General features: G+C 71.1%; 16 protein-coding genes. 9 read left to right on the top strand and 7 right to left on the bottom strand.

Annotated elements, in window-relative coordinates; translation table 11 throughout:
- Window positions 1-76: 76 nt before the first annotated feature.
- On the top strand, window positions 77-484 hold the full coding sequence (locus ACZ61E_RS12730; protein WP_469699620.1) for a MerR family transcriptional regulator: 408 nt from the start codon (window positions 77-79) through the stop codon (window positions 482-484).
- Here ACZ61E_RS12730 and ACZ61E_RS12735 read toward each other — a convergent pair.
- Window positions 481-1,752 carry an FUSC family protein gene (locus ACZ61E_RS12735; protein WP_469699621.1) on the bottom strand — a complete coding sequence of 424 codons (1,272 nt, stop codon included), beginning with the start codon at window positions 1,750-1,752 and terminating at the stop codon, window positions 481-483. The genes ACZ61E_RS12730 and ACZ61E_RS12735 overlap by 4 nt on opposite strands.
- 210 nt (window positions 1,753-1,962) lie before the next feature.
- Here ACZ61E_RS12735 and ACZ61E_RS12740 point away from each other — a divergent pair, with 210 nt between their 5' ends.
- On the top strand, window positions 1,963-2,106 hold the full coding sequence (locus ACZ61E_RS12740) for a hypothetical protein (protein WP_469699622.1): 144 nt from the start codon (window positions 1,963-1,965) through the stop codon (window positions 2,104-2,106).
- Between the two features lie 149 nt (window positions 2,107-2,255).
- Here ACZ61E_RS12740 and ACZ61E_RS12745 read toward each other — a convergent pair whose 3' ends face one another.
- The 3 genes from ACZ61E_RS12745 to ACZ61E_RS12755 form a co-directional block, all read right to left on the bottom strand.
- Entirely contained in the window at window positions 2,256-3,620 is a 1,365-nt protein-coding gene (locus tag ACZ61E_RS12745; RefSeq protein ID WP_469699623.1) for an MFS transporter, read from the bottom strand.
- Between the two features lie 56 nt (window positions 3,621-3,676).
- Window positions 3,677-4,357, bottom strand: a complete 681-nt coding sequence (locus tag ACZ61E_RS12750) for a helix-turn-helix domain-containing protein (RefSeq protein WP_469699624.1) — start codon at window positions 4,355-4,357, stop codon at window positions 3,677-3,679.
- A 109-nt stretch (window positions 4,358-4,466) separates the two neighbouring features.
- Entirely contained in the window at window positions 4,467-5,246 is a 780-nt protein-coding gene (locus ACZ61E_RS12755; protein WP_469699625.1) for an SDR family NAD(P)-dependent oxidoreductase, read from the bottom strand.
- Between the two features lie 209 nt (window positions 5,247-5,455).
- Between ACZ61E_RS12755 and ACZ61E_RS12760 the strand changes: the two genes are divergently transcribed.
- From ACZ61E_RS12760 to ACZ61E_RS12780, 5 genes are all read left to right on the top strand, one after another.
- The gene (locus ACZ61E_RS12760) at window positions 5,456-6,466 is read left to right on the top strand and encodes a LacI family DNA-binding transcriptional regulator (RefSeq protein ID WP_469699626.1); all 1,011 of its coding nucleotides are present in this window, start codon (window positions 5,456-5,458) and stop codon (window positions 6,464-6,466) included.
- Between the two features lie 146 nt (window positions 6,467-6,612).
- Window positions 6,613-7,686, top strand: coding sequence for a ribokinase (locus ACZ61E_RS12765; RefSeq protein WP_469699627.1), 1,074 nt, complete (start codon window positions 6,613-6,615; stop codon window positions 7,684-7,686).
- Between the two features lie 3 nt (window positions 7,687-7,689).
- The gene (locus tag ACZ61E_RS12770) at window positions 7,690-8,187 is read left to right on the top strand and encodes an RpiB/LacA/LacB family sugar-phosphate isomerase (RefSeq protein ID WP_469699628.1); all 498 of its coding nucleotides are present in this window, start codon (window positions 7,690-7,692) and stop codon (window positions 8,185-8,187) included.
- Between the two features lie 115 nt (window positions 8,188-8,302).
- Window positions 8,303-9,712 (top strand): MFS transporter, encoded by a 1,410-nt coding sequence (locus tag ACZ61E_RS12775; RefSeq protein WP_469699629.1) that lies wholly within the window; start codon window positions 8,303-8,305, stop codon window positions 9,710-9,712.
- A gap of 121 nt (window positions 9,713-9,833) precedes the next feature.
- Window positions 9,834-10,538, top strand: a complete 705-nt coding sequence (locus ACZ61E_RS12780) for an alpha/beta hydrolase (protein ID WP_469699630.1) — start codon at window positions 9,834-9,836, stop codon at window positions 10,536-10,538.
- A 39-nt stretch (window positions 10,539-10,577) separates the two neighbouring features.
- On the opposite strand, the gene ACZ61E_RS12785 is transcribed toward ACZ61E_RS12780, so the two are convergent.
- Entirely contained in the window at window positions 10,578-10,949 is a 372-nt protein-coding gene (locus tag ACZ61E_RS12785; protein ID WP_469699631.1) for a VOC family protein, read from the bottom strand.
- Window positions 10,950-11,132: 183 nt separating this feature from the next.
- Window positions 11,133-11,390 (bottom strand): type B 50S ribosomal protein L31, encoded by a 258-nt coding sequence (locus tag ACZ61E_RS12790; protein WP_469699632.1) that lies wholly within the window; start codon window positions 11,388-11,390, stop codon window positions 11,133-11,135.
- A gap of 178 nt (window positions 11,391-11,568) precedes the next feature.
- On the opposite strand from ACZ61E_RS12790, the gene ACZ61E_RS12795 reads away from it, so the two are divergent.
- A complete protein-coding gene (locus ACZ61E_RS12795; RefSeq protein ID WP_469699634.1) occupies window positions 11,569-12,162 on the top strand; it encodes a GNAT family N-acetyltransferase in 594 nt (197 codons plus the stop codon).
- A 79-nt stretch (window positions 12,163-12,241) separates the two neighbouring features.
- Window positions 12,242-13,225: an aldo/keto reductase gene (locus ACZ61E_RS12800; RefSeq protein ID WP_469699635.1), complete on the top strand. Its 984-nt coding sequence runs from the start codon at window positions 12,242-12,244 to the stop codon at window positions 13,223-13,225.
- 120 nt (window positions 13,226-13,345) lie between these two features.
- Here the strand turns inward: ACZ61E_RS12800 and ACZ61E_RS12805 are convergent, their stop codons facing one another.
- Window positions 13,346-16,624 carry a LamG-like jellyroll fold domain-containing protein gene (locus ACZ61E_RS12805; protein WP_469699636.1) on the bottom strand — a complete coding sequence of 1,093 codons (3,279 nt, stop codon included), beginning with the start codon at window positions 16,622-16,624 and terminating at the stop codon, window positions 13,346-13,348.
- Window positions 16,625-16,865: the final 241 nt, after the last annotated feature.

Below are 16,865 nucleotides of genomic sequence, written 5' to 3' on the forward strand. Positions count from 1 at the left end.
CGGTAGGACCTCACACTGGTGTCAGGTTCAATCCCGCCACCGTCACGGCGACGGTGCGGAGCCCCGGGGAGGACGCGTGAAGATAGGCGAACTGGCGAGACGCACCGCCGTCAGCGAGCGCTCACTGCGCTACTACGAGGAACAGGGACTGCTCGCGCCGGAGCGCACGCCCTCGGGCCACCGCACCTATCCGGAACGGGCGGTCGACCGGGTGATCCGTATCCAGGAGCTGTTCGCCGCCGGGCTGTGCAGCGGGAAGATCGCCGAACTGCTGCCGTGCATGCGGGACGAGGACGGGGGCCCGTCCGAGGCCGCGACACCCTGGCTGGTGGCCGACCTGACGCGGCAGCGGGCCAGGATCGACCGGAGGATCGCCGAGCTCGTGCGTACGCGCGAGGTGCTGGACGACGTCATCACGGCGGCGTCCGGTCCGCCCTCGCAGGCCGGACGGCCCCCGACGCACAGCGGGACCCACGCGTCCTAGCGTCCCGGGCGCTTCAGGCGCGGTCGTGGCGGCCTCTTCCGGCCCCGCAGCCACTGTCTGAACGCCGTGTAGCGGGGATAGCGTTCGCGCTGTTCCCGGGTGGCCTTGTCCAGCTCCTCCATCAGCCTCTGGGAGCGGTGGTCGGTGTCGAGTTCGTCGAGCAGCCTGTCGATCTCCGACAGCAGCGCACCGTGCAGCTGCCACTGCCTCGGGTGGCGCTGTACGCCTTCCAGCAGCAGATGCGCCACCCGCTCGCGGCTCGCGGCCGCGGCGTTCAGATCGCCCGCGAGGCGGTCCTCCGCCGCCTCCGCGGCCTCGCTCGTCTGCGTGGTGACGAGCACCGCGAAACTGACGAGCGCGTCGGCGACCTGCGACAGCAGCTCCTCCAGGCCGGATCCCTCCTCGGGTGTGAAGAGGTTCTCCTCCTCCCGCTCCTTGGCGAGGTCCGTGATGGTGCGGGTGAGCACGCGCAGCACGACCGCGCAGATCTCCAGGGTGTCGAGGCCGGTACGGAGCACCACCCGGTGCAGGAGTCCCTCCTTGACGCGCGGGTTGAGCCGCAGGCTGTCCTCGGCCTGGCGCAGCGCCGCGTCCACCTCCGCGATGCCGTGGTCGAGCCGCCGCGCCTCCGACAGCCGGGCCGCGGCGCGTTCGACCGGCGTGGGGGTGGTCAGCTCCTCGCCGACGTCGCGCATCAGCCGGCGCATCCGCCGGGCGAGGCCCTCGATGGACTCCCCGGCGGCCGAGACCCAGACCGGCGGCACGAACACCACGTTGAACAGCAGTCCCACCACCGCGCCGATCAAGGTCTCCAGGACACGGTCCCAGGCGGTGTTCGCCGCGTGGGTCACCCCGAGGACGAGCATGGCGCTGATGGCGACCTCGGGAACGAACTCGCCGACCCGCACGAGCCGGCCGGCCAGCAGGGAGGCCAGGATGATCAGCCCCAGGCTCCACCACGACAGCCCCACGAGCACGCTGAACGCGATGGCGATCAGCACACCGGCGACGACGGCGTTCACCCGGCGGAAGCTGGTGGTGAGGGTGGAGTAGAGCGTCACCTGCACCACGAGCAGCGCGGTGAGCGGCGCCGTCAGCGGCGCGGGTTCGGTGCTGAGCCACAGCGCGACGACGTAGGCGAGCGTCGCGGCAGCCGCCGAGCGCAGGGTCTGTGTGAAGGTCACGTCTTTCCGCAGGTCCGTCACCGCCGTCAACGCCCCGCGCCAGGAGCCGTCCTTGTCGTCGCCGTCCGCGCCCCGCAGTCTCATGAGCAGCACCCTGCCCACAGACCTCCCGCGGAGTGCGGACGACACGCGGCACCGGTCGCGAAGGCCACCGGTGGCCGGGCCGGGCCGCGCCGGTCGCCCTTCCCCGTCAGGACACGGAGCCGGCAGTCCCCCGCGAGCGGCGCCGAAGTCGCGCTCACTCCCTGTTACCGTCCGCCCGGGATCGAGGGGCGAGGGAGGGAGAAGAGCAGCATGCGGATCGCAGTCGCCGGTGCGACCGGGAACATCGGGGCCCTCACCGTGGCCGCGCTCGAACCGGACGGCCGCGACGTCGTACGGATCAGCCGGTCCTGGGCGTGGACCTGTCGACGGGTGAGGGGCTGGACGACGCGCTGACCGGCGTGGAGGCGGTCGTCGACGTCACCAACAGCCCGGCGGCGGACCGGGCCGGGACACGCGCGTTCTTCCGGACAGCATCCGGGGGTTCGCTGAGGTCGGCCGCGCACCTCGACCAGCGACCCGAGCGGGGTGACCGGCGGAGTCGTTCACCGCTTCGAGAGCGCCGGACGATCCGGGTCCGCGTCCGGGCCGTCGTCGGGGTCCGGGGCCGGACCCGGACCGGGCTTCGGGGGCGCCGGTGGTGGGGTGGAGCGGGATTCGGGTGACCGGCCCCTGCCGCGCAGGCGGTCCATCTCGCGCCATTCCGGGCGCAGTCCGGTGAGGTTCGTGGTGAGAAAGTACGCCGCCGCGCCCGCCAGCAGAACGGGCGCCAGTCCGAACGAGGCCACCGCCGCACCGCCGATCAGGCCGCCGAGCGGGATTCCGGACCAGGAGAGCGATCCGCTGAGGGCCTTGACCCTGCCCAGCAGGTGACGGGGCACGCGTTCGTAACTGACCGCCGCCAGAATGGGGTTGAGGAAACCGGCACCGAAGCCCCCCACCGCGAACACCACCACCACGGCCCACAGGGGCGCGGGCGAGGCGAGGATCAGCCAGCGTGGCGCGCCCGCCAGGAGGAATCCGCCGAAGAACACGAGCCGTCGGCGCATCCGGTGGGCGACGGCCGCCGCGATCAGGCTGCCGCCGATCGCCGCGAGTCCGCCCGCGCTCGCGCACAGGCCGATGGCGCTCGGTCCGTTGCCGGACTCCTTGGCCCAGACGGGGAGGAGCACGGAGCTGAACGCGGCGTCCAGGAGGTTGGTGATCGCGACCATGATGATGATCGCGAGGAGCAGCGGTTCACCGCGCAGGAAGGTGAAGCCCTGGCCGAACCGCCGCCAGTAGCCCGGTTCGGCGGACGGTTCACCGTCGTCGTCCCGTGGCGACGGGATCCGCTCGGCCGGCCGGCCCATGCCCCGTGGCAGCAACAGCGCGATGATCACCGAACCGAGCGCGAAACAGGCCGCGTTGACGGTCAGCCCCGTCAGCGGGCCGAGCAGCGCGATCAGGGCGCCGCCCGCCGCCGGTCCGACGGTGGAGGCGAGCCGCTCGGTCACACCGGCGAAGGCGGCGGCCCGCTCCAGGGGGACCCGCCCGTGGTCGGCCGCCTCCGGGACCATGACGTCCTTGGCCAGGTCGCCCGGTCCGCGCGCCGCGCCGATCAGCGCGACGAGCACCAGCAGCAGGGGGAACGAGAGCCGGTCCGCGCTGTGCAGGAGGGGCACCGCGATGGCGGCGACCGCGCTGATCAGGTCGGTCGTCCAGGAGATGGTCCGCGGTCCGGCCCGGTCCACGAGCGGCCCGGTGAACGCCTTGACCACCACATAGGGCGCCATCTCGCAGAAGACGACGAGCCCGGTCTGTGCCGCGCTGCCGGTGGTGACGAGCACGAACCAGGGCAGGGCGATGGCGGAGACCCGCGTACCGGTCAGCGACACGGCCATCGCGGTGAGCAGACCGACGAGCGGCATCGGCGCACGCCGACCTGATATACCGTCAGATGCGCCTTCCCGCAGGCCCATTGGACTCACCAGGACTCCATTCCCCGCCGCACGGGGGGCGGTTCGGTCGCGGGAGCGAGATCGGTGGGGTCTTCGCCCGAGGTGTCCAGCTCGGGCAGGATCTGGGTGATCAGGGAGACGCGCTCGGCGCCCTCCGGTGCCTCGGCCGCCGTCTCCGGACTGTCGGCGCGGTAGCGCGCGAGGAGTGCCTGCAATTCCTCCCGCAGGTTCACCGTCTCCTCGGGAGTCAGCCGCAGCGGCCAGTCGCTGATGTCGAAGGTGCCGCGCCACCGGTCGGGGAGCGTCTGGAGTTCGCCGAGAGCCCGCTGGGTGCGCAGGGTGTACGCGGCGGCGACCGACTGGAGATAGGCCAGCGCCGCCTCCGGCTCCCGCTCGGCGAGTTCGGGCTCACTGAACCGCGTGGACCGGTGCACGGCACGCCACCAGCGTTCGCGTGCGTTGCCGCGCTCCGCGTCCTCCTCCACGAAGCCGGCGTCGCCGAGCTGGCGCAAGTGGTAGCTGGCCGTACCGGAGTTGACCCCGAGCCGCTCGGCCAGCCGGGTGGCGGTCGAGGGGCCGTGCTTGCGCAGCAGCCCGACCAGCTGGACACGGACCGGGTGGGCCAGGGCACGCAGCCCCTTGGCGTCCAGGACGACCGTGTTCGAGTCAAGCTCGGGACCGCGAGGAGTGCTGTCGGAATCCGTCATGGAGAGCAGCGTAGACCGCGAACAGTTCTTCGCAAAGACTTGTTCGCAAAGAAATCTTTGCGGAGACTTTTTCGCAGTCAGGCTCGGGGATCGGTTGCCGACAGCCGGATCAGTGGACGGAGAAACCGCCGTCCACGAAGACCGACTGCCCGGTGACGTACGCCGAGGCCCGGCTCGCCAGGAACACCGCAGCGCCGGCGAAGTCCTCCGCGACCCCGTTGCGCCCGGTCATCGTGCGCGCGGCGAGCGCCGCCACACGCTCGGGGTCGGACGACAGCCGTTGGTTGAGCGGCGTCATCACGAACCCCGGCACGAGGGTGTTGCAGGTGACCCCGTACCGCGACCACGCCTCGGCCTGTGAACGGGCGAGCGACTCCAGCGCGCCCTTGGAGACGCCGTAGACACCGCTCTGGACGAACGCCCGGTGCGCCTGCTGGGACGTGACATGCATGATCCGCCCGAATCCGCGCTCGGCCATGCCGGGACCGAACCGCTGCCCCAGCAGATGGGGCGCCTCCAGATTCACCGACATCGTCGCGTCCCACACGTCGTCCATGGTCTCCCCCAGCGGGGGACGCAGATTGATCCCGGCGCAGTTGACGAGGGTGTCCGGTTCACCGAACACCTGGGCGGCCTCGTCGGCCGCCGTACGGACTCCTTCGCGCGTCCCGAGATCGCCGCTCACCCAGGCCGCGCGGCAGCCACGGTCCGTCAACTCGTCGACGGTGGCGCTCAGTTCCGCCTCCCTGCGGGCCACGATCACCACGCTCGCGCCCGCTCGGGCGAGCGCCTCGGCGATGGCCCTGCCGATGCCGGAACTGCCGCCGGTGACCAGGGCGACGCGGCCTTCCAGGGAGAACAGTTCGGAGAGGTACGTCTGAGAATCCATGGCCGCAGATTAGACGTCACGCCTGGTCCACGAGCCGGCGGGGACGTGGCCGCCACGCGGACCGCCCCGGAAACCGATCGGCCGAACCCCTTGACGCGCCGGAGGAGACACTTCAGGATCCTGTCTCGGAAACGTTTCCATGGAATCGTTTCCAGTCACTCTCGGGATACAGTCCCGACAGCTCACACACCGATCCGCGAGAGGTACCCATGGACAGCACCGTGACCATCAAGGACGTCGCCGCACTGGCCGGCGTCTCCGTGGGCACGACGTCCCGGGTGCTCTCCGGCAACCCCTCCACCTCCCCCGCCGCCCGTGAACGCGTGCGCGCCGCCGTCGCGGAACTCGGCTACCGGCCCGACGCCCGTGCGCGCTCCCTGCGTTCGGCCCGTTCGCAGACGGTCGGGCTGCTCATCTCCGACGTACGCAACCCGTTCTTCGCCGATGTGGCGCACGGTGCCGAACAGGCCGCCCTGCGCTCCTCGTACGTCACCCTCCTCGCCAACGCCAACGAGGACCCGGGACAGCAGGACACCTATCTGGAGTCCTTCCTCACCCAGCGGGTCGACGGCATCATCATCGCTCCGCAGGGGGAGGACAGCGCGAACCTCCGCGCCCTCGCCACCACCGTGCCCCTCGTCTTCGTCGACCGGACCGTCGACGGCTTCGAGGTGCCCAGCGTGACCTCCGACAACGCGCTGGGCATCGACCAGGCCGTCGCCCATCTCGCCGACCGCGGCCACACCCGTATCGGCTACATCGGCGGCCCCCGGTCCATCTCCACCGGCCGCGCCCGGCACGACGCCTTCGTGCGCGCCGTCGCCCGGCACGGTCTCGACGCCGACCCCGAACTGATCACGTCCGGGGACTTCCGCTCGGCGAGCGGTTCGGCGGCGGCAGAACGGCTCCTGTCCCAGGGACGCCCGCCGACCGCGCTGCTCGCCGCCGACAGCCCGATGGCGGTGGGCGCGCTCGGGACGCTGCGCCGCCGTGGGCTGCGCATCGGCTCCGACATCGATCTGGTGGCCTTCGACGACATCGAGTGGTTCTCCGAACTCGACCCGCCGCTGACCGTCGTCTCGCACGACGCGCAGGCCATGGGGTCGACGGCGATGAGACTCCTCCTCGACGTCATCGAGGGCCGCACACCCGAATCGGTGATCCTGCCGACACGCCTCGTCGTACGGGAATCGTCGGGCGGCGGGCACCGGCCCGAGTAGCCGGGGGACCACGTCCGGCGGTCGTCCCACGCATCACACACAACTGCTCATCCGTATCAGTCCTTCCGAGGGAAGCGGCCCGCCCGACCGGCGGCCCGCCGTCCCGTACAGCACCACGCCTTCCACACCACGAACGGGGATCCCCCATGCCCACCACCGTCTTCGTCGTCGGCAGCCTCAACGCCGACCAGCTCCTGGAGGTGCCCGCGTTCCCGGCGGCCGGCGAGACCGTGCTCGCGTCGGACGTACTGATCACCGCCGGAGGCAAGGGCGGCAACCAGGCCGTGGCCGCCGCGCGGGCCGGTGCCGCGGTCACCATGATCGGCGCGCTCGGCGACGACGCGCACGGCCGGCTCGTCCGCCGGGCACTGACCGAATCAGCGGTGGACACCGGGTACGTGGTGACCGCGGACGGTACGCACACGGGCACGGCGGTCGTCGCCGTGGAGGCGGGCGGCGAGAACCGCATCATCGTGGCGTCCGGCGCGAACGCCCGACTCACCCGGCAGCACGTCGAGTCGGGGCTCGCCGGGGCGGCTCCCGGCGATCTCGTACTGCTCCAGCTGGAGACCCCGGTGGAGGTGGTCGCCCACGCGGCCCGCTTCGCCAGGGAGCGCGGTGCCACCGTCGTGCTCAACGCCGCCCCGGCGCCCGCCGACACCGGCTGTCTGACGACCGACATCGATCTGCTGGTGGTCAACGAGGGGGAGATGCGGGCGGTGGCACGGCTGGTCGGCGCCGACGTGGGCGGTCAGGGCCGGGAGGGCGGAGAGGGCGCGGATGTGGCGGGCACCGTGCTCACCACATCCCGGGCGCTGGAGTGCGTCGTCGTGTGCACCAGGGGCGCCGGGGGCGCGTACGTCAACGCCGGCGACCGGGTGGTCCACATCCCCGCCGTACCGGTCACCGCCGTGGACACCACCGCGGCCGGCGACACCTACACCGGTTATCTCGCGGCTGCCCTCGCCCGGGGCGAGAGCGACCTGCCCGCCGCCCTGGCGACGGCATCGGCCGCCGCGGCGGTCACGGTCACCCGGCGCGGTGCGATGGCGTCGATCCCGTACGCCGACGAGGTCGGCGAGGCGCCGCGCACCGTTCCGGACGCCGCCCACGCCGCCGGCACCACCGGCACCACCGGCACACCCGGAACGGCCTGTGTCAGCGGCACCACCGGCACCAAAGACATCACCGCCACCACCGAACTCACCACGAAGGGCTGACACATGAGAATCGCTCTGGGCAACGACCACGCGGGACACGCGCTGAAGGACCATGTACGCGGCGTGCTGGAAGGGCTCGGCCACGAAGTGCTCGACCGCGGCACGGACAGCGACGCGCCGGTCGACTTCCCCGACATCACCTTCGCCACCTGCGACGCCGTACGCACCGGCGAGGCCGACCGCGCCGTGCTCGTGTGCGGAACCGGTGCCGGCGCGCTGATGGCGGCCAACAAGATCGCCGGGATCCGCTGCGGTCTCGGGCACGACGTCTACTCGGCCCACCAGGCGGTCGAGCACGACGACGCGAACGCGATCGCCATGGGTGCCTGGCTGATCGGTCCCGCGATGGCCGGGGCGGTCGTCGAGGCGTTCCTCGGCGCGAGGTTCGACAACGACGAGGACACCGTCCGGCGGGTCGCCAAGCTCCACGAGCTGGAGCTCAGGTCGGCGCGCGAACTCACGGCGGACATCCCGGCGGAACTCCCGGCCGACGGCTGCTGATCACCACTCCTCCCCTCCACCACTCCCCCACCCCGCACCCCCGTCCCCACGCACCACCACCCGCCGAAGTACCCCACCGCGTAACCGGTGATCAAAGGAGATTAGGAGTTACGGCATGAGCGCGAACAACAGCGCACCTCCCCCGGCCGCCGCCACCGCTCAGGACGGCAGCCGCGGCAAACTGAGGACCTCCCTCGGCGCCGCCGCGGGAACCTGTGTGGAGAACTACGACTTCGTCGCCTACGGCACGGCGTCGGCCCTCTACTTCGGTGACGTCTTCTTCCCCGAGTCCGACCCGGTCGTCGGCACCCTGCTGGCCTTCGTCACGCTCGGCGTCGGCTTCCTGATGCGCCCCATCGGCGGCGCCGTCGGCGGCCATCTCGGCGACAAGTACGGCCGCAAGCCCGTCCTGGTCGCCGCACTGCTGACGATGGGCGTCGCGACGGTCCTCATCGGTGTGCTGCCCACCTACGCGCAGGCCGGCATCGCCGCGCCGATCCTGCTCGTGCTGATCCGTATGGTGCAGGGCCTCGCGTTCGGCGCCGAGTGGGGCGGCGCGGTGATGATGGCGTACGAGCACGCGCCCCGCAGGCGGCGCGGTCTGTACGCGGCGATACCCCAGGCGGGCAATCCGCTGGGGATCGCGCTGGCCAACGTCGCCTTCCTGCTGTCCGTGAACCTGGACAGCGACTGGGCGTGGCGTGTGCCCTTCCTGGCCAGTTCGGTGCTGATCGTGGTCGGCCTGGTCGTCCGGGTGAAGCTGACGGAGTCGCCGGAGTTCGAGGAGACCAAGGCGAGTGGCGAGACGGTCAAGAACCCGCTCGCGACGGTGCTGCGCGACGACTGGCGGAACATCCTGCGGATCATCGCGCTGCGCGTCGTCGAATCGTGCGCGTACTACCTGACGGCCACCTATCTGCTCTCGTACATCACCGACCGCGACGAGAACGACCGGGGGATCGCCCTCGCGGGCATCGTCATCGCGAGTCTTCTCGCGGTGGGCACGACCGTGCTGTCCGGTGCGCTGACCGACCGGATCGGCCGCCGGAAGCTGTATCTGGCCGGGTGTCTGATGGCGGTCGCGTTCGGCTTCCCGATGTTCCTCATGGCCAACACCGGCAATCCGGTGCTCGTGGTGCTGATCTATCTGATCGCGATCGGTGTGATCCACGCGGCGCTGACGGGTACGCAGGCCGCGTGGTTCGCCGAATTGTTCAAGACCAACACCCGTACGTCCGGGGCCTCGCTGGGCTACCAGGTCGCCGCCTCCGTCGCCGGGTTCGCGCCGTTCCTGGCCGTGCTGCTGGCGGAGTCCTTCGACTGGGTGGGCCCGGCCGGTTTCTATGTGGTCATCGGGCTGGTCGGACTGATCGGTGTGGCGACGACGCGTGAGACATGGGGTGCGCGCGAGCGCGCCGCGGCGGTGGCCGCCGAGAAGACGGCCGCCTCCCCGGTGGTCCCGGGGCCTCGCGCCACGGACGGGGCGGCGGCGGCCGGTTCGGAGGCGCCGGCCCGCCGGTCCTGAGCGGGCGATCGCGGAATCGGTACACCGGGCGAGCCATCCGCGCGGGCCCCGGCGCCGAATACCTTCTGTGGTGGATGGGGCCCCATCCACCACAGAAGACGGAAGAGAGGTCAGGCACCAGGTGTTCGTCAGCGATGCCCGTGCTCCGCTCCCGCCCGCCCTCGTGCTCGACAGATCGGCCGCGCGGCCCCGTACCGCCGTGCTCCTGCTGCACGGCGGACGCTCCGAGGGCATGGAGCCGCCGCCCCGGCTGAATCTGGCCGCCGCGCGGATGCGCCCGTTCACGCGGGCGGTGCTGCGCGCGACCGAGGGTCACGACGTCCTCGTGGGAAGGGTCCGATACCGGCACCGGGGGTGGAACGGCGCGCGTGCCGACGCGGCGGTGGACGCGCTGCGGGCGCTCGACGAGTTGGAACAGCTCGCCGGTTCGGTACGGGTGGTGCTGGTCGGTCATTCGATGGGCGGGCGTGCCGCGCTCACCGTGGCCGGGCACGACCTGGTGCGCGGTGTGGTGGGCCTCGCACCTTGGTGCCCGTCCGGGGAGCCGGTGGGCCAGCTCATCGACCGGCGGGTGGTCCTGGTGCACGGTGACCGGGACCGTACGACGGACCCGCTGGGCAGCCGCGACGTGGTGCTCCGTGCCCGTGCGGCGGGCTCGGAGGCCTGTGTGGTGCAGATGACCGGCGGTGACCACGCGATGCTCCGGCGTGCCGGCGAGTGGCATTCGCTGACCACCGGGCTGGTCTCGGGGCTGCTCGGCCTCGCTCCGCTGCCCGGTCCGGTACGGCGCGCGTTCGACGAGGGGCGCGATCCGGCCACCGGCTGAGCGGACGGCGGTGGGCCGTGGGAGACCCGGGAGCGCCGCTCAGCCCCGTCCGGTGTCGATGACGCAGAAGCGGTTGCCCTCGGTGTCGGCGAGGACGACGAAGTCGGGGTCGTCGGGATAGCGGTCCCAGTCGACGCGTTCGGCGCCGAGGGACACCAGGCGTGCCACTTCGGCGGCCTGCTGGGCCGCGTCGCCCGCGTAGAGGTCGAGGTGGACGCGGGGCCGCCCCTGCACCGGCGTCTCACTGAGTCCGAGGGAGAGCCCCGGCCCCGTACCGCAGGCGGGGACGAGGACGACCCAGTCGTCCGCCACCTCGCCGTCGCGGGGGACGTAGTCCAGCGCCCGGCTCCAGAATTCGGCGGCCCGCCGCACGTCGGAGGCGCCCATCACGATCGACCCGATGCTGATCACCCGGTGATGGTGCCAGAGGTGTCGCGGGACGATCAATCAGTATCCGCTCGTACGCGCGGCCTGGTCGTGCCGCGCGTACGGCAGGGCGCGGCGGCACATGAGGAACCCCGGTGGCGTGATCAACCGATCCCGCCGCCGGGGTTCACTGTCCTCCGTCTTCGCGCCGACGCTTCCCGGTGCGACTCATCCGCGCTCCTTGGCGTCGCCGTAGCGGCGCTCGAAGCGCTCCACCCGGCCCGCGGTGTCGAGAACCTGCGAGTTACCGGTGTAGAAGGGGTGGCTCGCCGATGAAGTCTCGACGTCGACGACGGGGTACTTCCGCCCGTCCTCCCACTCGATCGTCTTGTCCGATTCCGCGGTCGAGCGCGTCAGGAACGCGTAGTCGGCGGCGCGGTCCCGGAAAACCACCGGACGGGATACGGGGTGGATACGAGGCTTCATATGTGATCCCTTCCTGCCGACTCACCCGGGGTCCGTTCAACCCCCGGTATGTGCGTCAACGGAGCGAGGGAGACGGTTATTCCATTGAATTCGAAGGGTCCACCGCTGGCCGATGAACAGGCAGTTGGCCCCCGTACCGACCCCGACCGACCAGATGGTCCGGTGATATTCTCAATGTATGGCTGACCGAATACATCGGGTCATTATCGAAGGCTCCCTGATCACCACTCCCCGGTTGACCCTTCGACCGTGGGCGACGGGTGATGCCGAGGCCGCCCTGCCCGTGTACGGCGTGGACGAGGTCTCCCGATGGCTCGCCCCGGCCCTGGAGCCGGTGTCGGATCTGGCCGCCATGGAGCGCCTGGTCGAGCGGTGGGTGGCCGAGTCGGCCACTCTCGAACCTCCGCAGGGCAGGTGGGCCGTCTCTCTGCGCGAGACCGGCGAGCTGGTGGGAGGAGTGGCCCTGCTGCCGCTGCCCCCGCTCGGCAGTGATCTGGAGATCGGCTGGCAGCTCGCTCCCGGTGTCTGGGGTCAGGGGCTGGCCGCTGAGGCGGGGCACGCCGTGGCGCACCAGGCGTTCGAGTCGGACGCCGGTGTCGAGGAGCTGTTCGCGGTGGTACGGCCCCGGAACACGCGAGGCGCGGCGACGGCCCGGCGGGTCGGGATGGAGTGGGTCGGTGAGACGGAGAAGTATTACAACCTGCAACTCCAGGTCTACCGTCTGCGCAAGGGCGATCTCGACGCGGGCGGTCCCACCGCGGCCTTTCCCTGATTCGCGGACGACGGTACCGCCGGCTCCGGGGCTGCTTCCCCGGAGCCGCACGCGTTCTTGGCCACCGTAGGGTGATCGCGTGACGGCAGAGGCGAAAGAGACAGAGACAGAAGAGGCGGAGAGGAAGAACGCCGGCCGGCTGCTCTACGGCTGTATGGGGCTCGGCGGCGGCTGGGACACCACCCCCTACGGCCCGGCGGACATCGACGCCGCCGAGGCGGCCGTCGAAGCGGCGCTGGAGAGCGGGATCACCACGTTCGACCACGCCGACATCTACCGGCACGGGAAGTCCGAGGCCGTCTTCGGAGAGGTTCTCACCCGCGCACCGGGGCTGCGGGAGCGCGTCGTCGTACAGACGAAGTGCGGGATCCGGCTCGCCGACGGCGACCGGCCCGGCATCTACGACCTGCGGGCCGCGAGCATCGTCCGGCGTGTGGAGGAGAGCCTGACCAGACTGCGTACGGACGTCATCGACGTCCTGTTGCTGCACCGGCCCGACCCGCTCGCGGACCCGGACGACATCGCGGGCGCCCTCACCTCGCTCCACCAGCAGGGTCTCGTACGGCGGTTCGGCGTGTCGAACATGAGCGGCGCGCAGATCGCCCCGTTGCGGGCGGCGCTCGGATTCCCGCTGGTCGCCAACCAGCTGGAGATGAGCCTGGCGCACCGGGACTGGATCGAGGCCGGGGTACTGGTCAACACTCCGGGGGCGGCCGAAGGCGGCTATCCGCTCGGCACGACCGAGTACTGCCGCGCGAACGGCATCGCGATCCAGGCGTGGGGCTCCCTCGCGCGGGGACGGTACACGGGCCGTCAGGAGACCCCGGACGAGCGGGCGACGGCACGGCTCGTCGCCTCGCTGGCCGAGGCGAGGAACACCACGCCGGAGACGATCCTGCTGTGGTGGCTGCGACGGCACCCGGCCCGGATCGCTCCGGTCGTCGGCAGCGCGCGGCCGGAACGCATCCGCGCCTGCGCCGACGCGGCCACCCGCGAGCCGGAACTGACCCATGAGGAGTGGTACGACCTCTGGCTGACGGCACGCGGCGCTCCGCTGCCCTGACGGTGCGGGTCCGGACCCGCGGACCCGCACCCGCACCCGCACCCGCACCCGCACCCGGAACTGGTGTGGTCCCCGGCGGGCCTCTCGGCCGGCCGGGGACCACATCGCCGTGCGACCGGGCTACGCCGGCTGTTCCTCCTCGTGCAGCTGCCGCACCTGACTGTCCGTCAGCGCCTTGTCGTGCACGCGTACCTGGTCGATCGAGCCGTTCCAGAAGTCGCCCTTGGCACCGTCGTACTTCGCGCGGCCGAGGGACAGCGGTCCGGTGCTCACATCGGCCGGACCCGCGGCGACGGTCGCGACCGGCGCGCCGTCGACGTACAGGGTGATGTCGTCCGAGGCCGCGTCACGGACCCCGACGAGGTGGTACCAGCGGCCGGTCTCGGGGCGGATCTCCAGGCGGGCGCGGTTGCCGCCGGGGGTGCTGAAGGCGAACGCGCCCTGACCGTACTGGAGATAGAACGGATTCTCGGTGCGCCGTCCGTCCTGGCTCACGGCCGTGGCGTAGTTGCCGGGCAGTTCGTCGAGCGTGACCCACGCGGACACCGAGTAGCTCGTGGTCGTGTCGACCACCGGGCCCTCGGTCTGCGCGTACTGGCCGTCGCCGTCGAAGGCGAGCGCCGTGCCGCTGACACCCGGTGTCCAGCCGGCACCGCCCACGAGGCTCAGTGAGCGGCCGTTGGGACCCTCGTCGCGGGCGGTGGTGCCCTCGCCCTCGTCCAGCGGCCAGTGCCCGCCGCCGCTCAGCTCGTCCCGGTCGCCGGCTGCGGCGCCGGCCTCGACGACCTTGCGGTTGATGGCGCGCACGGGCGCCGGGTCGACCTTGATCTGCCGGCGGTCGTAGGTGTAGAAGCCGTTCAGTTCGTTCTCCAGGTCACTGACCTGTGTGTACACGGAGCCGGAGAGTTCGGCGCCCGCCGCTTCGAGATAGAAGTCCGTGGTGTTCTGCACGTACTTCGCGGTGAGGGCGTCCTTGTCGGCCACGCCGCTGTAGATCGCGGCCGGCGGACCGGGCCACATGTGTCCGGGGGTGCGGAGGGTGAAGCCGCCGTGCTCCCCGTCCATCGCGGCGCGGTGGTCGGGGAAGGGCGCGTCGTTGTTGACGTAGTCGTGGTGGTCGATGATCTCGCCCTTGCCCGAGTCCCCCTTGGAGGAGCAGCAGTTGACACCGCTGTGCGCGTTGACGATGCGGGAGGGGTCGGTCTCCTTCACCGACTCGGCGATCCGGCCGGTCTCCTCGCGGTTCCACTCGCCCCAGCCCTCGTTGAAGACGATCCAGCCGATGATCGAGGGCGAGTTGTGCAGCTGCCTCATCATCTGCTTGCCCTCGGCGACGAACGTGCGCTGTCCCGCCTCGGTGGTGATGTCGCTGGAGACGAAGTCCTGCCAGACGAGGAGACCGAGCTTGTCGGCGTGGTGGTAGAAGCGGGCGGACTCGACCTTGATGTGTTTGCGTACGGCGTTGAAGCCGAGCTCCTTCTGGGCCTTGAGGTCGAACTCCAGGGCCGCGTCGCTGGGCTGGGTGTAGAGGCCGTCGGGCCAGAACCCCTGGTCCAGCATGGCGAGGGAGAAGACCGGCTTGCCGTTCAGCACGAGCTTCTGGTAGCCGCCGACCTTCTCGATTCCGACGGAGCGCATACCGAAGTAGCTGTCGACGCTGTCGGTGGAGCCGCGGTCGGTGAGGGTGACGTCCAGGTCGTAGAGGTACGGGTCGTCCGGGGTCCAGAGCCGCTGGTTCCTGATCGGCAGGCGCAGTTCGTTGCCGGGACGGCCGCTGACCGCCGAGACGTTCCTGCCCTTGGCGTCGCGGGCGACGGCCCTGACCTTGGCGTCGGGTGTGGCCCCGGCGGAGTTGACGGTGACGGCCAGGGTGCCGGAGTCGATGTCGGGTGTGGTGACGAGTTCGTCGACCGCGGCCGTGCCGACCGGCTCCATCCAGACCGTCTGCCAGATGCCCGACGACTGAGTGTAGACGATGCCGCCGGGGTCGGTGGACTGCTTGCCCATCGGCTGGTCGGGACCGTTGGTGTCGGTCACGGCGACGACGATCTCCTGGGGGCCCTTGCCGCCGTTCTTCAGCGCGCCGGTGATGTCGGCGCCGAACGCCGTGTAGCCGCCGGTGTGTTCGGTGACCTGGGTGCCGTTGACCCAGACCCGGGTCGCGTAGTCGACGGCGTCGAAGTTGAGCTTCAGCCGCTTGCCGCTGCCGATCTTCCAGCCCTGGGGCACGGTGACGAGCTTGCGGTAGAACATGTGGTCCTCGTGGCGTTCGAGGCCGGAGAGCTGCGACTCCACCGGGAACGGCACGATGATCTTCTCGTCGAGGTCCTTGCCGAAGACCGGCCGTTCGTCCTTCTCGGCGCCCGCGAACTGCCAGGGGCCGTTGAGGTTCTTCCAGTTGTCGCGCACCTGCTGCGGACGGGGGTACTCGGGCAGCGGGTTGTCCGGGTCGAGCTTGTCCCCCCACTCGGTGGTGAGCCGGTGCGTGGAGTCGTTGGCCGCGGTGCGCGTGATCTCCGGCACCGTCTCGCCGCCCGCCCGGAGGCCGCCCTCGCCGTCGTAACGGAAGGCGACCCGCTGGTCCTTCTGGACCGGCGCCGTCAGCGTGACGGTGAGGGAGTAGGGGTCGCCGGGGGTACGGGCGACGGAGGAGACCGGCATCCGCGTGGTGTCGACCTCGATCCGCAGATGGTCCCTGACCGCCGCGACCGTGCCGCCGACCTCCTCCTCGAAGGTCGCGCGGAGCCGGCGGCCGTCCTCGCCGACCGTGAGCGAGACCGGGTAGATCTCGAAGTCGGCGGGCGGGGTGAAGGCGGACTCGGGGACGATCTGCTTCTGGGTCCCGGCGCCCGACCAGCGCAGGAACATGTTCGCTCCACCGGTGTCCTGGAACATCTCGACCCGGACGTCCTTCGGCTCGCCCGCGGTCAGCGCGACCGGTTCGCTGGTCTGCTCCTTGTCCCAGTCCGGCTCCCAGTGGTCGATGACCAACCGGTCGCCGATCCACACCCGGAAGCCGTTGTCGCCGGTCGCGTAGAACGTGTAGTCACCGCTCGCGGGGGCCTCGATCCGGCCGGTCCAGCGGGCGGTGGTGTGCTCGGTGCGGCCGGTCATGGACTCGAACGTCGAGGCGAGGCCCGGGAATTCGATCTGCGGGTCGAGGGCCACTCCCCCGAGGTCGGCGAAGTCGCGCGCACCCGGCGCGGACATGCTGAAGTACTCGCCCTTGAGACCGTGCACGTCCTCCGCCACCGGGGCGGCGGCCGGCCGTACGTCGGCGGAGGCGGTGTCGGCGGCCGTCGCGGCCGGGACGAAACCGCTCGCCGGCAGCAGCAGGGCGACGGCGAGCAGCAGCGAGCGGAGCAGCGGTCGGGAGCGGGTGGCGGGCTTTCGTCTCATGGGTGTCCTCGGTGTCCTCGCGCGGGCGGGGGCGGAACGAGCGGGAGCGGAAGAGATCCGTCCTCTGCATTACAACGTTGGAAAGAGTGCGCAGCGGAATGACAGCACGCCCGATCGACGGGTGTCCAGAGTTACGACAGAAGGTCTTGGCGTGAGGTGGGGCGGAAACGGCGTTGCCGGGGCGCGGGTTCGGCTCTACCGTCGTCGTCATGAAGCGTGCCGCGATGACGACGACGCCGGA

The sequence above is a fragment of the Streptomyces sp. NPDC104581 genome, assembly GCF_055583685.1.

Coding starts and splice junctions, on each gene's coding strand:
- ACZ61E_RS12770 (WP_469699628.1), top strand. CDS start 7,690: ATGAGAATCGCTCTGGGCAACGACCACGCGGGACACGCGCTGAAGGAC.
- ACZ61E_RS12740 (WP_469699622.1), top strand. CDS start 1,963: ATGCGGATCGCAGTCGCCGGTGCGACCGGGAACATCGGGGCCCTCACC.
- ACZ61E_RS12745 (WP_469699623.1), bottom strand. CDS start 3,620: ATGCCGCTCGTCGGTCTGCTCACCGCGATGGCCGTGTCGCTGACCGGT.
- ACZ61E_RS12760 (WP_469699626.1), top strand. CDS start 5,456: ATGGACAGCACCGTGACCATCAAGGACGTCGCCGCACTGGCCGGCGTC.
- ACZ61E_RS12795 (WP_469699634.1), top strand. CDS start 11,569: ATGGCTGACCGAATACATCGGGTCATTATCGAAGGCTCCCTGATCACC.
- ACZ61E_RS12775 (WP_469699629.1), top strand. CDS start 8,303: ATGAGCGCGAACAACAGCGCACCTCCCCCGGCCGCCGCCACCGCTCAG.
- ACZ61E_RS12750 (WP_469699624.1), bottom strand. CDS start 4,357: ATGACGGATTCCGACAGCACTCCTCGCGGTCCCGAGCTTGACTCGAAC.
- ACZ61E_RS12735 (WP_469699621.1), bottom strand. CDS start 1,752: ATGAGACTGCGGGGCGCGGACGGCGACGACAAGGACGGCTCCTGGCGC.
- ACZ61E_RS12765 (WP_469699627.1), top strand. CDS start 6,613: ATGCCCACCACCGTCTTCGTCGTCGGCAGCCTCAACGCCGACCAGCTC.
- ACZ61E_RS12755 (WP_469699625.1), bottom strand. CDS start 5,246: ATGGATTCTCAGACGTACCTCTCCGAACTGTTCTCCCTGGAAGGCCGC.
- ACZ61E_RS12790 (WP_469699632.1), bottom strand. CDS start 11,390: ATGAAGCCTCGTATCCACCCCGTATCCCGTCCGGTGGTTTTCCGGGAC.
- ACZ61E_RS12805 (WP_469699636.1), bottom strand. CDS start 16,624: ATGAGACGAAAGCCCGCCACCCGCTCCCGACCGCTGCTCCGCTCGCTG.